At 50.6% G+C, this 1,017-nt stretch carries 1 protein-coding gene; it reads right to left on the bottom strand.

The window, feature by feature from the left end; genetic code table 11:
- Nucleotides 1–981, bottom strand: a 981-nt coding sequence (locus tag ACS8FC_RS15085) for an Mrp/NBP35 family ATP-binding protein (RefSeq protein WP_439297371.1), incomplete at its 3' end; no start/stop codon positions are given.
- Nucleotides 982–1,017: the final 36 nt, after the last annotated feature.

Below are 1,017 nucleotides of genomic sequence, written 5' to 3'. Positions count from 1 at the left end.
TAGCGGCACCTGATACTGCTCAGCGATAATCTCACCACCGCCAGTACCAAAAATCGCTTCGGTATGATTGCAGTTACTACAAGTGTGTAACGCCATGTTTTCAACGACACCAAGCACAGGAATACTGGTTTTGTTAAACATCTCGATACCCTTTTGCGCATCAAGTAGTGCAACGTGCTGCGGCGTCGTGACGATGACAGCGCCTGTCACTGGGATACGCTGTGCTAAGGTCAGCTGTATATCGCCCGTACCTGGCGGCATGTCAATCACCAAGTAATCTAGCTGTGGCCAGTTGGTTTGATTATAAAGCTGCATCAGCGCACCCGTGGCCTTTGGCCCGCGCCACGCCACTGGTGTGTTCTCCCCATCGAGCAAACTACCGATAGAGAGCATCGCTATTCCATGCGCATCCACTGGCACAAACTGCTCATTTTCTAACTGCGGCTTCACATCGGCAACGCCTAGCATCGTTGGCATGCTAGGGCCATAAATATCTGCGTCGAGCACACCAACACGATTGCCCAGCTTCTGTAATGCCAGTGCGATGTTCACAGTCGTCGTTGATTTGCCAACGCCGCCCTTGCCTGATGCCACAACAATAATATGGCGGATACGAGGATGCGCAGCTAATGAAGATTGTGTTGGAGCAGCTTTGGTAATTGGCGGCTCGGCGTTAGCGTTATTGGCATTACTCGCGTTGTTATTAGCGCCAGATGAAGGCTGGGACTCCATTGCATTTGTCGTCTTAGGCATTTGCTTTGGTAAGCTAGAACCTGACCCTTTTTCTGGCGCAGGTAAACGTACATTCATATGAATCGTGGTAATACCATGTGGATGCAACAATTGACCAAGCTCTTGTTGGACAGCTTCAGGGTTGCTGTCTTGTGGTAGGCGTAAGTCTAACGTCAGCGCCTCGCCGTCACGCTCAAGACCTGTGACCATCGTCGCAATGCTGACTGTTCCTATCTCATACCCAAGCAATACTTTGTCAACGGCACTATCACGTTCTGCTTGCTG

The organism is Psychrobacter sp. 1Y4 (genome assembly GCF_051847555.1).
Note: the sequence above shows the minus strand (reverse complement) of the source record. Positions and strands in the feature narration are given on the sequence as shown.